18 protein-coding genes and 1 other annotated feature are annotated in these 17,874 nt (G+C 35.5%); of the genes, 3 read left to right on the top strand and 15 right to left on the bottom strand.

Annotated features, from left to right (window positions below; translation table 11 throughout):
- The first annotated feature begins 167 nt into the window (after nt 1-167).
- A complete protein-coding gene (locus ACEN4L_RS02485; RefSeq protein WP_407095767.1) occupies nt 168-806 on the top strand; it encodes a DsbA family protein in 639 nt (212 codons plus the stop codon).
- Between the two features lie 151 nt (nt 807-957).
- On the opposite strand, the gene pepF is transcribed toward ACEN4L_RS02485, so the two are convergent.
- From pepF to spxA, 4 genes are all read right to left on the bottom strand, one after another.
- A complete protein-coding gene (gene pepF, locus ACEN4L_RS02480) occupies nt 958-2,781 on the bottom strand; it encodes an oligoendopeptidase F (RefSeq protein ID WP_407095766.1) in 1,824 nt (607 codons plus the stop codon).
- A 94-nt stretch (nt 2,782-2,875) separates the two neighbouring features.
- The gene (locus tag ACEN4L_RS02475; protein WP_407095765.1) at nt 2,876-4,069 is read right to left on the bottom strand and encodes a competence protein CoiA; all 1,194 of its coding nucleotides are present in this window, start codon (nt 4,067-4,069) and stop codon (nt 2,876-2,878) included.
- A 133-nt stretch (nt 4,070-4,202) separates the two neighbouring features.
- The gene (locus ACEN4L_RS02470) at nt 4,203-4,892 is read right to left on the bottom strand and encodes an adaptor protein MecA (protein ID WP_407095764.1); all 690 of its coding nucleotides are present in this window, start codon (nt 4,890-4,892) and stop codon (nt 4,203-4,205) included.
- Nucleotides 4,893-5,142: 250 nt separating this feature from the next.
- Nucleotides 5,143-5,541 (bottom strand): transcriptional regulator SpxA, encoded by a 399-nt coding sequence (gene spxA / locus ACEN4L_RS02465; protein WP_407095763.1) that lies wholly within the window; start codon nt 5,539-5,541, stop codon nt 5,143-5,145.
- 375 nt (nt 5,542-5,916) lie between these two features.
- Here spxA and ACEN4L_RS02460 point away from each other — a divergent pair, with 375 nt between their 5' ends.
- Nucleotides 5,917-6,288 carry a DUF3899 domain-containing protein gene (locus ACEN4L_RS02460; protein ID WP_407095762.1) on the top strand — a complete coding sequence of 124 codons (372 nt, stop codon included), beginning with the start codon at nt 5,917-5,919 and terminating at the stop codon, nt 6,286-6,288.
- Nucleotides 6,289-6,408: 120 nt separating this feature from the next.
- Nucleotides 6,409-7,413 carry a tryptophan--tRNA ligase gene (gene trpS / locus ACEN4L_RS02455; RefSeq protein ID WP_407095761.1) on the top strand — a complete coding sequence of 335 codons (1,005 nt, stop codon included), beginning with the start codon at nt 6,409-6,411 and terminating at the stop codon, nt 7,411-7,413.
- Nucleotides 7,414-7,481: 68 nt separating this feature from the next.
- On the opposite strand, the gene ACEN4L_RS02450 is transcribed toward trpS, so the two are convergent.
- The 11 genes from ACEN4L_RS02450 to ACEN4L_RS02400 all read right to left on the bottom strand — a co-directional run bounded on the left by ACEN4L_RS02450 (nt 7,482) and on the right by ACEN4L_RS02400 (nt 17,862).
- A complete protein-coding gene (locus ACEN4L_RS02450; RefSeq protein WP_407095760.1) occupies nt 7,482-8,501 on the bottom strand; it encodes a lipoate--protein ligase in 1,020 nt (339 codons plus the stop codon).
- A gap of 76 nt (nt 8,502-8,577) precedes the next feature.
- A complete protein-coding gene (locus ACEN4L_RS02445; protein WP_407095759.1) occupies nt 8,578-9,318 on the bottom strand; it encodes an MBL fold metallo-hydrolase in 741 nt (246 codons plus the stop codon).
- A 155-nt stretch (nt 9,319-9,473) separates the two neighbouring features.
- Complete coding sequence (gene hemG, locus ACEN4L_RS02440; RefSeq protein WP_407095758.1) at nt 9,474-10,937, bottom strand: protoporphyrinogen oxidase; 1,464 nt, start codon at nt 10,935-10,937, stop codon at nt 9,474-9,476.
- Between the two features lie 114 nt (nt 10,938-11,051).
- Nucleotides 11,052-12,134, bottom strand: coding sequence for a M42 family metallopeptidase (locus tag ACEN4L_RS02435; protein ID WP_407095757.1), 1,083 nt, complete (start codon nt 12,132-12,134; stop codon nt 11,052-11,054).
- 189 nt (nt 12,135-12,323) lie between these two features.
- On the bottom strand, nt 12,324-12,605 hold the full coding sequence (locus tag ACEN4L_RS02430) for a YkvA family protein (protein WP_407095756.1): 282 nt from the start codon (nt 12,603-12,605) through the stop codon (nt 12,324-12,326).
- A 142-nt stretch (nt 12,606-12,747) separates the two neighbouring features.
- Complete coding sequence (locus tag ACEN4L_RS02425) at nt 12,748-14,424, bottom strand: peptide ABC transporter substrate-binding protein (protein ID WP_407095755.1); 1,677 nt, start codon at nt 14,422-14,424, stop codon at nt 12,748-12,750.
- Between the two features lie 279 nt (nt 14,425-14,703).
- On the bottom strand, nt 14,704-15,063 hold the full coding sequence (gene rplT, locus ACEN4L_RS02420; protein WP_407095754.1) for a 50S ribosomal protein L20: 360 nt from the start codon (nt 15,061-15,063) through the stop codon (nt 14,704-14,706).
- Nucleotides 15,064-15,167: 104 nt separating this feature from the next.
- Entirely contained in the window at nt 15,168-15,368 is a 201-nt protein-coding gene (gene rpmI, locus ACEN4L_RS02415) for a 50S ribosomal protein L35 (protein WP_407095753.1), read from the bottom strand.
- 23 nt (nt 15,369-15,391) lie between these two features.
- Nucleotides 15,392-15,916, bottom strand: coding sequence for a translation initiation factor IF-3 (infC, locus tag ACEN4L_RS02410; protein WP_407095752.1), 525 nt, complete (start codon nt 15,914-15,916; stop codon nt 15,392-15,394).
- A gap of 28 nt (nt 15,917-15,944) precedes the next feature.
- Nucleotides 15,945-16,086: a sequence feature (ribosomal protein L20 leader region), on the bottom strand.
- A gap of 26 nt (nt 16,087-16,112) precedes the next feature.
- Nucleotides 16,113-17,141, bottom strand: coding sequence for a uroporphyrinogen decarboxylase family protein (locus ACEN4L_RS02405; protein WP_407095751.1), 1,029 nt, complete (start codon nt 17,139-17,141; stop codon nt 16,113-16,115).
- Nucleotides 17,142-17,160: 19 nt separating this feature from the next.
- A complete protein-coding gene (locus ACEN4L_RS02400; protein WP_407095750.1) occupies nt 17,161-17,862 on the bottom strand; it encodes an amino acid ABC transporter permease in 702 nt (233 codons plus the stop codon).
- Nucleotides 17,863-17,874 lie beyond the last annotated feature (12 nt).

The raw sequence follows: 17,874 nt of genomic DNA, 5'->3' as shown, positions 1-17,874 counted from the left end.
GTATATCGGTACTTTACCAATAATTGTGGCAAGTTTGTTACAAGGCTGACAACTTTTTTCAAAAATCAGTTCAGTCAATTACTATTTTTCTTCTATTTTTGATAAAGTGTCTATGTTGCCACAAAGAGTAGGCACAAACAAAAATATAAAATGTAAGGTGAAGATGAATGCTTACTACAAACCAAGTGATTGAATTTTATTTATTTATTAACCCTATGGACAAAGACAGTTTTGAAAACATCCAAAATATATTAACCTTTACAAAAACGAGACAAGAAAAAGTCAAATTGCACATTTTGCCGCTTTTAAATTTACCAAGTTTTAATCACTTTATGTACAAAAACAATCTATCAGAAAAAGATTTGGATATGAGAAATCAATTATTCTCTCAAACTTACGATATGTGTTTAACTTTTATTGCTGCTTCCATGCAAGGCAAGAAAAAAGGACGCAATTTTTTATTGCATTTACAAGAAGCCCTATTTGACCAAAACCGTTCTTATTCTGAACAATTGATTCTAGAAATTGCAGAACAAACAAAAGTCGATATTCCAATGTTCATTGAAGACAAAGCATCTGACTTTGTAAAAGCAACTTTCTCTTCTGATCAAAAAGTTGCTCGTGAAATGAACGTTGAAACTACTCCTTCTTGTGTGATGTTTAATGATTCTATGTATGAATATGGTTTATTATTAGAAAACAAAGTTTCTTACTCATTATTGAATAACTTATATTCTATTGCTCCAAATCAATTGGATACGGTTATTGAAAAAAATATTTTTCCAACATTAAGAGTGTTAAACTAATCCATTATTCCACTAGAACTGTTTCTTGCTATAATTCTTCGCAGACTTTGATTTAGCCAATCGAAGTCTTTTTTTATTCTTCAAAAAAAGGACTGAGACAAGTATCTCAATCCTTTTTAATATCTATTTTAGTTATCATCAGTAAAAAAACTTATTCCTCATTCTTCAGTTCTTTGACTAATGCTTCTAATTCATTTAAGCGTCTTTCAAAGACGTTCATGGCTTTTTGAATGTATTCTTTTTCTGTCATGTCTACGCCGGCTTTTTTCATCACTTCGATCGGGTAATCACTATTTCCGGATTTTAGATAAGTTAAGTATTTATCTAATGCTCCTTCTTCTCCATGAATGATTTTATCTGCTAAAGCTGTAGCTGCAGAGAAACCAGTAGAATATTGGTAAACATAATAATTGTAGTAGAAATGGGGTATTCTAGACCACTCATAAGCAATTTCCGAATCTTTCTCAACTGCAGGTCCATAATAACGAGCATTTAAATCCCCATAATAATTGGTTAAGAATTCTGCCGTTAAAGGTGTCCCCTTTCTGGCTTCTTCATGGATTGTATGTTCGAATTCAGCAAATTGAGTTTGGCGGAAGACAGTTCCTTTAAAACCATCTAAATAATGGTTTAAAATGTAGATACGGTCTTTAGGATCCGTAACAGTTTGAAGTAAATATTCAGTTAAAATATTTTCATTTGTTGTAGAAGCAATCTCTGCTAAGAAAATAGAGTAATCTCCATAAACATACGGTTGGTTATCTCGCGTAAAGTAGCTGTGAGCACTATGTCCTAACTCATGAACTAATGTGTATAAATTGTTTAACGAATCATGCCAGTTCAATAAGATATATGGATTAGTAGTATATGCTCCCGAAGAGTATGCTCCACTACGTTTTCCGCTATTTTCAACAACATCGATCCAACGATTTTTAAAAGCTTCTTCTAATACAGATTTATACTCTTCTCCTAATGGTTGAAGAGCTTTCATCGTTTCTTCTTTGGCTTCTTCATAGCTGTACTTGATTCCAGCTTCACCAGTAATTGGTGTATACATATCGTACATGTGTAATTTATCTAAACCAAGCAACTCTTTTCTAAGAGCCACATAGCGATGCAGTAATGGCAAGTTTTCTCCTACAACTTCCAATAAGTTATCATGTACCGATTCAGGAATATGATTGTTTGCTAAAGCTGATTCACGTGCTGAACCATAATTGTGTACTTTAGCATTGTAGTTGTGGTATTTCACATTAGATCCTAATGTACTCGCAAACGTATTTTTTAGTCCTTGGTACACTTCATACAATTTTTTAAATGCTTGCTCACGAACAGAACGATTGGTGCTCTCTAACAATTCTCCAAAGACTCCATGAGATAGCTGCACGTCTTCTCCGTTTTCATCTTTGATCACAGGAAATTGGATATCCGCATTGTTTAAGACGCTAAACGTTTTGCTTGAAGCTCCAAAAATTTCACTTGCACCAGCCAATAATGCTTCTTCATTAGCCGATAGAATATGAGCACGATTGTCTGTCATTTGATTGATAAAGTGACGGTATAACTCTAAGTCTTTGTTCTCATCAAAATAACTAGATAATTGAGCTTCAGGCAGCTCCAACACTTCAGGTTCGAACCAAGCCATCGCTTCCCCTGCTTTTGACGCCAATAAAGATGCTGAATCATACATTCCTTGATATTGAGAATCCGCTGTATCTTGATCATTTTTCAAATGTGCATAAACATAAACGGTCTCCAATTGATTAGAGACAGCTAACAAGGTCTCTATAGCTTGTTGAAAAGTTTCAGCATTCTCTTGCAATCTTCCTTTATAACTGGTGATGTTAGCTAGACTGGACTCTACTTCTTGATAAGCTTTTTCAAATTCAGTATCTGTTTGAAAAATAACCGTTAAATCCCACGTTAATTCTTCAGGTATTTCGTTTCTTTTTGGTAATTTGTTTGTCTCACTCATGACATGACCTCCTAAATTTTCATCACTTTTTAATCTTACCATAATTTTCTTATAAATGAAGTCTCATCATTTAATTTTCATCCTTTTTTAGTTTTCATACCATTCGCTTCAAAGTCAGCACTTCTTTTTTTAAATCCATTTTTTCGAAATCTTCTAGTTTTTCTCTTTCATTCCGATAATAATGAGGTGTTCTAAGAATGATCCATTCCGTTGCCGAAAGAGATGCAAGCAATTTATTTTCCACCAAACAAAACAAATACTGATACAGATAAGCTTCTTTGGCATTATCTAGTAGACAAGGAGAATGGAAAAATTCAATTTCTTTTTGGTGTTTCATCTCATCTATTTTCTCCTCAATGTCTTTTTTTGAAAGGACAGCTCCTACCCCTTTTCCTTCAATCCATTCTAATACGATAAATTTCCAAAAATGCGGAATAGTCCTGATCAGTATTTCATTTTTGATTGGCAGATAAACTTCTCGTGGTAAAGAAATAAGAGATTGTCCATGATAATAAATGTATTTTTGAAATTCTACCATTTTTGGATTTTGATAAATGCGACCTTTGACTAAATATTCATGACTTTTGGTAAAGGAAAAATCACTCTCTTTCTGTTTCTTAAACGGATTTAAATATTTTATGGAATCGTCAAATGAGAAAGTTAGTTTATCTAAGGGTATATTCTGCTTTTGATATCGAGGATACTGACCCGGTTGACATAAAGAAATACGAAAGCAGACTTCAATTCCTCTTTTCTCAACATTCAAGCTTACATAATAGAGACCAAGCAACTGTCTGTATCTCAGGAAAAGTTGTTGGAATGGAGTCAATCTTTTTCTCAACTGGAATTTACTGCCTGTAATCCAAATTACTTCATATCCATTCTTCTGGTACCCTTCAGTTCGCTCAATCATTTTTTCCATTGATAGAGAACTGCATTGAAATTCTATTGCAACAGGGTGTTGACTAGTCGGCCAAATCAGTAAATCAGGTCTTTGTTTCAATTCAGGCAAATAGGCTTCTAACTGGCACGGTATATTCTGTTTTTTAAACCAATCATACAACAATTTCTTCCCTGACAAATGTTCTTCAGTTTCTCCTTCTGAAAAAACCGAACAATTATTTTGGGTATAATGCGCAAAATGAGCTTGCATAAGTTTGCCTTTTTTCAAAAAAACAGCTTCACGACAGCCCGGACAAAAAAAAGCTGCTTCTGTTTCTTTTTCCTTTCCTTTTTCGACTTGATCCGCAGTAACGTGACAATTTTTTGCATCCAATGCTACAAACATACCTATACACTCCTTAGTTGCGACTAGTTTATTTCTTATACTATACGCAAAAAAGAAGAATTTTTTTTAAGGTAAAAAAAATAAGACAAACTAAAGTAGCTTTGTCTTATTTTTCTCTTTATTCTATTTTCTGTTAATTGAAATAGTAGCGCGTTAATTCTAATGCACTTTTTTCCATGATTCTTTTTCCGTACTCTTCCAAAATACTGCTTGTAACAGTTGTATGTTTAGCAAATTCCAGTACCAATGCTAATTCACGATCTGGGTTTTCAACTGGCATCTCTTCTGTAAAAAACACCAATTCTAGATAATAATGATCCTTGTAGAAATAAACATTTGATACACCATTTTCTAAATACAACATTCTAGACAACCCAATAAAATCTTCAAACTCTTCGAATTCAAATACAAACTCTTTGGTTCGTTTGGTAATATCATTTAGATATGAATCAATTTCATCGATCTCTTCAATCTCATCTATCTCATTTTCTAGATTATCACCCGTTATTTTATTTTGAATGTACTGAGCCATATCCTCTCTGCTGAAACCATCAGCAGTTGATAAATCTAAATGGTCAGTCGATGGATTATCCTTACTGATGTATAGTTCCAGACCGCTTCCTTTTGGCAAAACCTGAAAGGTAATGGCATCAGATTCATGGAACTGTTCATCAATATCCACCTCTTCTAAAATACTATAAAAGAAATGTTCAATTTGTTTACGGTTACCTAACAGATCTAAAAATTTAATTCCTCTTGCTTCCAAATCAGAGTGCTCAATTTCTACTCGTATGGTGTCCTCATCAATTCGTTCCATATCCATAGTCTTACACCTACTTTCTATGCAATTCTAAAGAATTGCTGGCTAAAAAGCTCAATTATCTTATAAATTTATTGTATAGTAAAATATCTAAATGTAAAGTCAAAAATCCGAATTCAGCTTTGAATGGTATAAAAAGAGCCAGCCCAATTAATTTGGCACCAGCTCTTTAAGTTTTTTAATTCGTTATATCTCACGTAAATTTATGGTAGCTAACAGCACGTATTGGTCTTCTTCTTTTGAGTCGATCTATTCAAATGCCTGCAATGATTTGAGCTTTTTGCAATTCTAATGCACGAACTTCTCTTGGTAAGAAACGACGAATTTCATCTTCGTTGTATCCAACTTGCAATCTCTTTTCATCTACCATAATCGGACGACGTAATAAACCAGGATTATCTTGGATAAGATTAAATAATTCTTGTAAAGTCATATCTTCTAAATCCACATTTAACTCTTGGAAAGCTTTTGAACGAGTGGAAATGATTTCTTCTGTACCGTCTTCTGTCATACGTAAAATAGATTTTATTTCTGTAATCGTTAATCCTTCAGAAAAAATATTTCTTTCTACATAAGGAATGTCATTTTCTTCTAACCATGCTCTTGCCTTTCTACATGAAGTGCAGCTGGGTGATGTAAATAATGTAACCATATGTATCTCTCCTTTTGCGTTTCTCTATTTTCTTGGTCTGTTCCTCAATTACTACCTTACAACAAATAGTATAACGAACTAAGTTTCTAAAGTCTACCCTTTTTTGACATCTTTTTGTCAAAAATTGTTATTTTTTTTGTGTCTTTTTGGTAAAAATAATTCGTCAGTTCACATTTTTCATTAAAAACCCCTTTAGAATAAGAGTTATACTTTATTTATGTATATTTATAATAATTATAAATAAGTATTAATTTCATTTTAAACTGCTTTATAAGTTTGTATTATTCACTTTAGCAATGTGTTAAAATAAAAGCATTGCTGTCACTAATCGGCAATGGATTAGAACATCATTTTAATTTTACGAGGAGACTTATAATGAACTATTATAAACACCCCCCATTTTTTACCTTGTTGGTTTTGATCGTTTGTATCCTACTTCAACCAGTCTTCTATAAAACCATTAGTCTATTGTATACCATCAATTTAACATTTTTATTTTCCGCTTTATTTTTATTTATAGGTTTTTTCTTGGCTATGGTTTCTATGGGAACTTTTGATTCTACGCAGTTATTGTTCCACCACATCTTTAAACGACGTTTATCTGCTTCCTCGTCTCAATCAACCCAACCAAAACCTGCTCACTATTGGTCACAAAAAGTAGGGAAATCTTATTTGTTTCCATTAAATATAGGCTTTACATTGTTTGTTTTATGTATGTTTTTTTTGGCTATCTATTATTTGTTTTAAAATTTCGAATCATAATTCTATCGAGTTTATGAAAATTTTGCGTTTTTCCATAACAAAGTCTGTTTTTTTTGTTATGATATTTAAGAAGTATGAAATGCACATATACAGGGAGTGTACAGAATGACAAAAACTATTTTTTCAGGTATCCAGCCTAGTGGAACACCTACCATAGGAAACTATATTGGAGCGATGAGACAGTTTATTCCGTTACAAGAAGAATTCAATTGCTTCTATTGTATCGTTGATGAACATGCCATCACAGTTCCACAAGACCGTCTAAAATTAAGACAACAAACGAAAAGTTTGGCCGCTCTCTATTTAGCTATTGGATTAAATCCAGAAAAAGCGACTATCTTTATTCAATCTGAAGTATCTGCACATGCAGAAGCTGCTTGGATCGTTCAATGCAACACGACAATCGGAGAATTGGAACGTATGACTCAATTTAAAGATAAATCGGCTAAAAACGGAAAAGCTGGTGTATCAGCTGGACTTCTTACCTACCCGCCACTAATGGTAGCAGATATCATATTGTACCAAGCGGAATTGGTGCCTGTAGGAGAAGATCAGAAACAACACTTAGAATTGACTCGTGATTTTGTTCAACGTTTCAATAACCGTTACGGAAACAACAATGAAATCTTAACTTTCCCAGAAGTTCATATTCCTGAAGCAGGCGGCAGAATCATGAGTTTGCAAGAACCCACTAAAAAAATGAGCAAATCAGATGAGAATCAAAAAGGGTTTATTTCTATGCTGGATGAACCAAAAGTGATCCGTAAAAAAATCAAAAGCGCTGTGACGGATTCAAGCGGAATTATTGAATACGATCCAGAAAACAAACCAGGTGTCTCTAATCTGTTGACTATCTTCTCTTCTTTTACAGATGAGCCAGTGGCTTCCATTGTAGAACGTTATGAAGGTGTAGGATATGGACAGTTTAAAGAAGATCTAGGAGAAGCAGTCGTTGCTGTTTTAGAACCCATCCAACAGCGTCACAATGAGTTGTTAACGTCAGAAGAGTTAGATACGGTTCTGGATAAAGGTGCAGAAGCTGCTCGATTTGTTGCCAATAAAACATTGCGCAAAATGAAAAACGCTGTGGGATTAGGCCGCAAAAGATAAATGAATACAAAAAAACAGTCTGTTTTTTTTGCCAAATCATGGCGTAAAAGAACGGACTACTTTTTTGCTTAATACATTAAATGAACTAATTCTTCTTTTGTCACATCACCAAAATATTTTTTGATGTCTATATTGTCTAACACTGCCGAAATTTCCTTAGCGTCATATTTAATACCGACTAATTTTTCTTCTACATCAGAAATTTCACCTAGACCAAAGAAGTCTCCATAAATTTTCACTTCTTTGATGACTCCTTTTTCAACGTTTAACTTCACATCTATTGAACCAATAGCAAATCTTTGACCACGTTCGATGTCAAAATCAGGAGATCTTCCATAATTCCATTCCCAATTTCCTGTATATTCTTTTGAGAAGTTTTCAATTTTTTTCCAGTCTTTTTCCGTCAATTTGTACTCTTTTGCTTTTTCAACAGAGTCCACATCATAAATATTCAACAACAATTTTTCACGGAATTGTTTTGTATTCATGTACTGATACTCATCCGACATAAACGGTTTGATGTTGGTTACGCGACTTCTAACAGATTTGATTCCTTTAGATTCTAATTTTTCTTTTTTCGGTTTCAATGCTTTTACAACTGCATCAATCTCACTATCAAACATGATGGTTCCATGAGCCGTCATACGTCCGTTTTTAGAATACATCGCATTTCCAGAGAATTTTTGACCATTGATCAGTAAATCATTACGCCCTTTTAATTCTGCACCTTCAACACCAATTTTATGCAATGCGTTGATTACAGGCTCAGTAAACTTGCTGAAATTACGGAAAGAATCTCCGTCATCTTTAGTGATAAAACAAAAAGACAAGTTTCCATAATCATGGTATACAGCTCCACCGCCAGAAAAACGACGGACAACATGAATATTGTTTTGCTCCACATAATCACGGTTTACTTCTTCGTAAGCATTTTGATTTCTACCGATAATAATAGAAGGTTCGTTAATATAGAACAATAGGATTGGTTCGTCTAAATGGACTTCGTTCAATAAATAATATTCAATAGCTAAGTTCAAACGGGGATCTGTCACTTCTACCCCATTGCGTTCGTTTTTAACATAATACACATTGCATTCCTCTTTTCTTTAAGTAACCGCTTGTCTAAAGGCCTCTCCCTTAAAAGTTCTTAAACGAATCATTCGTTTAAATGGTCAGCACTAAATCCTTCTCAGCTAAAATGACTGAATGAGATTCGAACTCTTCCATTGCTTGGGTTTTCAATAGCTCTAAATCTCCATTTTGAGGCAAATGAGTTAAGATCAATTTTTTAACTTGTGCCTGTTTGGCTATTCTCCCTGCTTCAACAGCTGTCATATGCACTCGATGATTTTCCATCCCTCTGAAGAAATTTGTGTCGCATAAAACGACATCGGCTTCAGTTGAAAACGGAATAAAGCTTTCTAAATAGCCTGAATCTGCTGTAAAAACCAATACTTTTCCAGTTTTCACTTCAGTGATCCTAAAAGCAAAACAAGGAACAGGATGCAGTGTTTTCATCGTCTCTACTTCAAATGGTCCCACAGAAAAAGTTTCTCCCTCTTGATAAGGAATTCCTTTAGAGACTCGATCCATTGTTAATCTCTTAAAGTTTTCTTCATCCTCCGTATGTCCATAAATAGGAACAATTGGAGCTCGATTTTCTCCAGTGCCACGTAACTGGCGAGTAAATTGAAAGACTCCTAGATCAGCAATATGATCATAATGATAATGCGAAATCAATACAGCATCGATGTCCATCGGATCTACATGATTTTCTAAAGCAATCAATGATGCACTCCCTGCATCTAACCATAGATGAAAATCCTCAGACTCTACTAAATAAGAAGACGTTCCCTCATTCTTTGAAGGGTATCCTCCCCAATATCCTAATACAGTTAATTTCATACGCAACCTCCTAGTAAAATTATTTTTCAAACAATATAAGCACGAAACATTCATAGAAGTCTTTTATCTCACAATTACTACTTTACAGGATTCAACACTATTTTTAAATAATAAAACACTCAAATACCTCTATTTGAGTGTTTTACAGATACTTTTTATTCTACATTTGTACGTGAGATACAATTTCGTTCTTTTATTGCTTCGACCAATTCGACTCCGATTTCATTTCCTTGTCTAATACATTGGCTAAGACCGTAACCTTCTAACCCATTCCCACCTATTAAGACCCCGGGATACTTTTCCTTTAAAAGAGGTCCAACGATTTCTTTCATATTTTTTTCCAAATCAACAGAGAATTGAGGAATAGCATCCGGCCATCGTTTGATGATACGGTAATTCGGCTTTTGGGTTATTCCAAGCATCATTTCTAAATCGTTTAAGATTTTTTCTTCAATTTCTTTATTGCTGAGTGAAACAATCATGTCTTCACCTTTACGTCCAAAATTGACTGCCAGCAAAACTTCTTTTGAAGAATACAAGGTAGGCCATTTTTTCTTGAGAAATACAATAGAGGAAACAAATGAATCATTCCTTCTAGGAGTGAGTATCCCAAATCCAGCGGGATAATTCTTAATAGCTTCTGGATCAAAGCTAAATACAATGTGCCCTATTGACGCTGCTTTTATTTGAGAAAAATGTTTTTTGAGTTCTTTATCTTTAAATAACTTGCTGTATTCCGTTGTAGGAGTGGCCACACATACTGCACCAACTCTCACTTCTTCTTTCAGATTTATATTGAGGATATACGTATTTTCTACTCCTGGTTTGATCTCTACTACTTTTTTACTGTATTGAATATGAGGCTTTAAAATTTCCTCTAATTTATTCGTCAAAACAGAAAGCCCTTGTGCAAAGGTCGCATAGTTTCCAGATTGATCTTGCAACTCCGGATGATCCAACAAGGCTTTTTCAATACTGCCATACTCTTGTTCCAAATCAAAAAGAACTTCATTCGTTGCTCTAACACCCATATCGTCTATATCATTTGCATAAACTTTTGAAAAGAAAGGCTCTAACATGAGTTCAACGATTTCATCGCCCAGTCTTCTTTTCAGGAAACTGCTTACTCCTATGTCTTCTTTCAGCTCTTCAGGCTGCATGAAACGATCCTTAAAAGTGGCCATTTTACCGTTAAACGAAAGCATTTTATTCTTCCAAATATCTTTTTTATTTATCGGTATGCCTTTATAAGTAGGGTAAGGATTTTGATGTAACTCGTTATAATAAAACAAATCTTGTTTTTCGCCTTCATTAAAAATAAGTTGATCTTCTAAGCCTAACTCTTTAACCAATTCCATTGCTTCCGGATAACGAGTATCAATAGACTCTGCCCCTAAATCTAAGTACTGGTTTTCTACTTTCATACTGTAGATCTTCCCGCCTACTCTAAGAGCACTTTCCAAAATAATCAACTCAAACGGTAAATTTTCAGCTTCAATTTTTTGTTTTATTCGATAAGCAGCTGTGAGTCCTGTAATGCCTCCACCAATAACTGCAATCCTTTTTTTTGCTCGTTCCATAATATCTTCACCTGCCGACAACTTGAATTCTTTAACCAATTAATCCTCCTAAGTCTTTCTTTTTATCCAGCATTCCACCAGATCGTTTAAGAAATAAAGAGTTTTAGTTAAACGATTCTCTATTTTTCTTATAAAATTATCTGTGCTGACTTTTTAGTCAAACTTAATTCTATTTACTGTTTCCCAATCTAATCGTTTAATCACTTCGGTTACTAGTTTGACGGTATTTAAATAATCTTCTTCATGAATGACAGAAGTATGGGAATGCAAGTAGCGTACTGCCACAGTTATCGCTAATGCCGGTATACCATTACGCGATACGTGTTGGCTGCCTGCATCTGTTCCTCCTCCTGTAATCACAGTCAGTTGATAAGGTATTTCCATTTCTTCTGCTATCCCTATGACAAAATCCCGCAATCCTTTATGTGCAACCATTGATGCATCATACAAAATAATTTGCGGACCTTCACCAAGTTTTGAATCCGCTTCTTTTGGCGTCATCCCCGGGGTATCTCCTGCTGTACCTGTATCCAGTGCAAAGGCGATATCTGGATTCACTAAATGAGTAGCTGTTTTTGCTCCACGCAGCCCCACTTCTTCTTGAACATTTCCGACTCCATAGGCTATATTCGGATGCTCAGATTCTTTTAAATTTTCCAATACCTTTAATGTAACAGCTGTGCCGATCCGGTTGTCCCATGCTTTAGCCAAAATAAATTTCGAATCGTTCAATCTTCTGAATTCAGTATAAGGGGTAATCATATCACCAGGTTTAACTCCCCAAGAAAGAACTTCTTCTTTACTTGAAGCCCCTATATCGATAAACATATCTTGAATATCATAAGCCTTCTCGCGAATTTCTTTGGTTAATACATGTGGTGGTTTACAGCCTGTTACTCCATGGATTACTTTATTTGAAGAAGTAGTGATTTCAACTTGTTGAGCTAACATGACATTTGCCCACCAACCACCTAGTGGCGTAAATTTAATAAAACCAGCTTCTGTTATGGAGGTTACCATAAAGCCAACTTCATCCAAATGGCTCGCAAATAGAACTTTAGGACCATTCTGGTCTCCAATCTTTTTGGCAACGATACTGCCCAACCCATCATATGTAATGTTATCTGCTAGAGGATCGGCATATTTATTAAAAACCTTACGAACTTGTCCTTCGTTTCCAGGAACTCCCTTAGCATCCGTCAGTTCTTTTAAAAAATTGAATTCATCTTTCTCCAAATCTACGACCTCCGTCCATTTTTTAAATAGTCCATCTTATTATATCATGGATTTTTTCCTTTTGGTTAAATACTATTCATTTATGTAGTTTTATTTCCATTCTGTTATCATTCTTTTACAGCACAAAAAAATAATCCAAAAAAGGTCTCTCTTGTTACAGAGAACCACCTTTTTGGATCCATAGTTGTTTTATACTTTTTCGGCTTCTTTCATAGTACTGAAGTTCCCTTTTTCTGCACCATCATTAAGAATACGCTCTACCACTAAAAATAAAATCGGTAAGAGGATGTCGTCTGCATAACCTGCTAGAGGAACAAAGTCAGGTATCAAGTCAATTGGGCTGATAATATAGAGTATGATCCCTATAACTGCCAATTTCTTTTTGCCTTTTACATTAGAATTAAACAGCGCCAGACATAGTGACTTGATTTTACCAATCGGTGTTTTTATAGATTTCTTTCTTACTTTCATGATAACATTGTCCTTTGCTCATAGAATTTATAGTAGGCAACAAGAGTGATCGTTGTCTTCTCTACTACATTTTCTAGTATAAAGCTTTTCAACCGATAAACAATCAGACTAAAGGATGAATTTAGCAGACTCGATCATGTGCTCATTCGCCATTGATATCAGCCCATTTATAAGTATATTCTGCGCCGACAGGATGCGAGATGATCCCTTTTACTTTTTCTTTTTGTAAGACAGCTTTATATTCTTGATAAACAGGAGCAATAACCGCTTCTTTCATTAATGCTTCTTCTGCCTGCAGTAATAAATCCCAGCGTTCATTTTCATCTGTCTCGCCGTTTTCTGCCTTTTCGATCAACGAATCATAGTATTCGCTTGAAAACCCAGTTTTATTATTTCCATTGCCAGTTGTAAATAATCCTAAAAAATTGATTGGGTCAGCATAGTCAGCTCCCCATCCTGCTAATTGAATATCGTAGTTTTGTTCTTCATCTGCAACTAAACGGGCATAAAAAGGTTTATTTGAAATCGTGATTTCCAACCCAGGTAAGGCATTCATTAAATTGTTTTGCAAGTAAGCCAATGATTCACGTCCAATTTGCGTATCATCTCCAATAATTTCCAACGAAATACTGTCTACACCTAGTTCTTCTAAACCTGCTTTAAAGTGAGCCGCTGCTTCTTGCATATTATAGGAAAGCAAATGTCCGCTTTCTTTTCTAAAGTCTGTCCCGTCTTCAGGATTAAACGCAAATCCTTCTGGTACTAGACCATCAGCCTCGATCGAACCATTTTGCAGCACTTCATCCACGAATCCAGTCTTATCAATGGCTTTAGCGATTGCTTGACGGATATTCTCGTTTGTAAGAGGAGTAGGTTCTCCATTCTTTTCTTGATTAAACTTCAAGTAATACACAGATGATGTTGGGATATAGGCTAGCTCAGAATGATTTTTTTCCAACTCAATAAATTCGCCAGTCAACATGATTTGATCTACTAAATCGTTGTTGTATAAATTTATAGCCGTATACGTTTCTTTTATCACATCCACATTAATCGTATTCAAAGGAACAGCATTTTTGTCCCAATATTGTTCATTCTTTTGATAGATCCAACTTAATCCTGTACCATCCCATTCAGTTAGTGTAAACGGACCATTATACAGTAAGGTTTCACTAGAAGTTGCATAATCATATCCCATCTCCGTAACGAATTGCTCGTTTTGAGGAAAAAAGACAGGAAGTGTCAGCAAGTTACTAAAATAAGTGATCGGTTTTACCAATTGAACTTCCAATGTTTTATCATCTAGAGCTGTTACACCTAGTTCTTCGGGATTTAACTCACCTGCTAAGATCTCACTTGCATTCTGGACGATATCTTCAATCAAATGAGTTCCCAATGCGTTTGTTTCAGGATCGACCAATCGTCGCCATGAAAAAACAAAGTCTTTCGCGGTAACTGGATCGCCATTAGACCAAAGCGCATTTTCTCTTATTGTGAATGTATAAGTCAGACCATCCTCACTAACTATTGGCTCTTCAGACGCCATACCTAAAACAATTTTGCCTTCTTCAGCTTGACGATACAATCCTTCAAACACATTATTCATCACATTCCCGCTGACCATATCTCTTTGCAACACCGAATCCATAGTCGGTATCTCAGAGGTCTCTGTCAAATTTAAAACATTCTGACTACTTTGTCTTTCTGTATATTCTTTTGTCAAATAAGGGTTTCCAGCTTCGTTCTGGCAAGCTCCTAAGAAAAATAGTGTCGTTAATAATGCTCCAGCTAATTTTATGGTGTGCTTTTTATGTTTCATTTCTTAATCTCCCTGATTTTTAAAGCCATTTTAGTGTTTCTTCTTATTTGATATTAGCATCAAATTTTTATGCTTACAATGATTTATTGACTAGAACAACCTTTTCATGAAAGAATTCTCTTTTATCAAGACAAAATTCTTATACAAATTTAGATCTAATAAAAAAAAGCACTACAATATTTGGCGTTGATAAGTAGAAAATACATTTCTTCACCAATGCTAGAAAATGAAGAACAAAAAAAGCACCCTCAATTAAGAAGATGCTTTAAGTATCTATAATTATTTGTTCAATGCTGTTTTAGCTTGTTCAGTCAAAGCAGTGAATGCTGCTGCATCGTGAATAGCGATATCTGATAACATTTTACGGTTGATATCAATATCAGCAACTTTAAGTCCGTGCATCAATGTGCTGTAGCTCATGTTGTTCATACGAGCAGCTGCGTTGATACGAGCGATCCATAATTTACGGAAGTCACGTTTCTTTTGACGACGGTCTCTGTAAGCATATTGGTAAGATTTCATTACTTGTTGGTTAGCTACTTTGAACAAAGTATTTTTTGAACCATAGTAACCTTTTGCTAATTTTAAAACTTTTTTACGGCGTTGGCGCGTAACTGATCCACCTTTTACACGTGGCATAATAATTTCCTCCTCTAAGCAAATTCCTTTAGAAATTGCTTAACAAAATTGTAAGTTAGTTGTTTTTCTTTCGACTGAAAAACATAGTCTCTTTAAAAAAAGAATTATTTCATTTGTGAAACCATTTGACGAATACGTTTGAAATCGCCTTTTGAAACCATTGCTGATTTACGTAATTTACGTTTTTGTTTCTTAGTTTTGTGAGCAAACATATGGCTCGTTTTTGCGTGATGACGTTTTAAACCGCCATTACCTGTTCTTTTGAACCGTTTTGCAGAACCACGGTGTGTTTTTTGTTTTGGCATGTGTATATCCTCCTAAAATCTTCTTACTTTTCTGTAGTTTTTGGTGCCACCATCATAAACATGCTGCGGCCTTCCATTTTAGCTGCTGTCTCAAGAACAGCGATATCAGCTACTTCTTTATAGAAACGGTCAAGAACTTCTTTACCGATTTCTTTATGTGTAATAGCACGTCCTTTGAAACGGATAGAAGCTTTTACTTTATCCCCTTTTTCTAAGAACTTGCGTGCGTTACGAAGTTTCGTGTTAAAGTCACCAATATCGATTGTTGGACTCAAACGAACTTCTTTTACACTGATTGTTTTTTGATTCTTACGAGCTTCGCGTTCTCTTTTTTGTTGTTCGTATTGGTATTTACCATGATCCATGATACGAGCAACAGGTGGTTTCGCGTTTGGAGACACTAAAACTAAATCTAGGTTTGCGTCTTCGGCAATCTTTAATGCTTCACTTTTTGACTTCACACCAATTTGTTCACCATCACTACCGATAACTCGCAATTCGCGTGCACGAATGCCGTCATTTACCATACTATCTTTTGCTATGGTCATTCACCTCCGTAAAATTTGAGAGAAAGATCAGCAGAAAAATAGACGAGTTCATCATGAACCCGCCTATAAATAAATACGTACTTACGCCGTGCGTAAGACATCTTCGTTTATATCCAGCCCAGAGACTTTACGTCAGCTAAGGCGAGAAGCGGGTGCTCCTGCTTTGTTTTCTCAACTTCTATATCTTACCATTTTCTCAGTTTCTTGTCAACAAGTTATTATTCTTTTTTGAAAGCACCTGTTCCGCTTCATGTTTGACTTTTTGCATGAAACGGATGGTATCTTCCTCAAATGGATGACGAATACCGCAACCCGGCGACAAGATTAAGTTTTTGCCTTCCGACTCTAGAATACTGCAGTAAATCTGATGACGCAATTCGTTGCGATTATTGTGAGTGATGTCCATTCGCGCAATACCGCCTAACACGCATTTTTGCGTAAAGTCGATACCTTCTTCTTGTACAGCAGGAAGAGTTTCCCAAGCATGCCAGTTAAAGACTTCTACTGGGTAATCTTTCAATACATCAAACATAATATTCTCTCCATGAGCATGAAGGGCGTTGAACCAACCGTCTTTAGCTCCTTCCAGAACCTTTAAATCATAAGGAACACCATATTGCTTATATACCGCTTCAGACAATTTGTCATAAGAGCTCATTTGACTGGCTAAATAAATGCTTGCTGCCCCCATTTCAACAGCTCTTTCTGCTAACTTTGCAGTCGCTGCCGTAATTTTTTCTAGCGCTTGATGGATCAAACCATCTTGGTCTTGTTTTAAATAGTCGCTGATTTTACCTTGCGCTAATTTGTCAGCGGTTGTCAATGGACTGAAAATAGTCATGACAACTGGAGCTTCACCATTCATTTTTTCTACTAATTTTTCCAAATGATCTAGTTCACGTTTTAAAACTCCTTCGTCAATAGACAATTCAGGTATTTTACTCCAATCGCTGTAGCAACGAACAGGAGTTTCAATCACTTCCGCCACTCCACCTTCAGCTACCTCAGAAAAATCAATAGTCGTACCATAATCTTCTACGGCATACATGCCATTGTTCATTGTTTTGATAAAATCTAAGTTGTACTCTTTATATAGTTGATAAGTGGCTTCGGCAATTTTCTCCGGGTCTCGATCAATTTTTGGCATATGTGTCCAAAACGAAAAAGGTACTTCAGGAAGCTGCTCCCCTTTAATTGCTCGTTGAATTTTTTCTACTTTATGCACTACTGCTGCCCCTTTCTGCTTAACGCGCTCTTCCTACCTGTAACCGTTTCTCGATACGGTTGAAAACAACTAATAACACGCCGCATATGAGCCAATACACGAGAGCGGCTGCAACATATGATTCCAAATAACGTGAACTTAATGCAGCTGCGTAACGCGATTGCGCCATAATGTCTACAGCTCCTACAGTAAAAGCCAAGGATAGAGCTTTAATGATTTTTAAAAAAGCATTTAAGAACATCGGCAATGCTACTGCCAAAGCTTGTGGCACGATAACTCTTTTTAAATTTTGCTGCCGTGTAAAACCTATCGACATTCCGGCTTCAATTTGCATGGGGTCAATAGACTGGAATACCCCACGGATGTTCTCGGATTCAATAGCAGCCTCTAAAAAGACGTACGTAAACAACACTATAATCAGACTGGGGAATTCGTGTGGTTCCATCTGAATCCCTGCATAGCCTAATAAAGTACTTATCCCATCCGGCAAACTGGCGTTGATCACAAATAAATGCACAATCAACGGTACTCCACGCGTATAGGAAATAAATACATTGATGATTTGAGTCAACACCGGCACACGTTTCATCTTCACGAAAGCCAATATCCCACCAAATACAATTCCTAAGACCAATATGATGACCGCGATGAACATTGTACGAGGGACTACTCGAAAGACAATGAAGATGGTTTCAATCATAGTTTGGACATCAAAATTCATAAAAGTCCCTCC

This window comes from Desemzia sp. FAM 23988 (assembly GCF_045528365.1).
GTDB lineage: Bacteria > Bacillota > Bacilli > Lactobacillales > Carnobacteriaceae > Desemzia.
The sequence above is the reverse complement of the archived record's forward strand: the minus strand, read 5'-3'. Positions and strand labels throughout refer to the sequence as shown.